1 protein-coding gene is annotated in these 320 nt (G+C 64.4%); it reads right to left on the reverse strand.

The window, feature by feature from the left end:
* Positions 1 to 246, reverse strand: a 246-nt coding sequence (locus tag AC0IYH_RS30435) for a hypothetical protein (RefSeq protein ID WP_471837874.1), incomplete at its 3' end; no start/stop codon positions are given.
* Positions 247 to 320: the final 74 nt, after the last annotated feature.

Raw genomic sequence — 320 nt, forward strand, 5'->3', positions numbered from 1 at the left:
CTTTCCGAAGTCCCGGCGGTAGAGCGCGGGGTACAGTGCGTCCCTGAAGGTGTCGGGCTGTATCTTCATCTCGAGCTTGGATGCACGGCGCCGCATGGCCGCTGCGTTGAGACAGGTCATGTCAGCGGCTTTCAGGGCCGTGGGGAAATAGCTGGGACTGCCAGGCACGGTGCGCAGGAACGCTGCGACAGGCTTTCTGAAGCTCTTCCTCGAAACCACGCAGTCCGCATAGCCGGCGAGTTCCACCTGAGCCTCTTGGACTGGAATGGCCTGGGGCTCCTGAGGCGTGGCGGGGCGGGCGGACATAGGGGCTGCTAGCG

Source organism: Pseudomonas sp. AC463 (genome assembly GCF_979253585.1).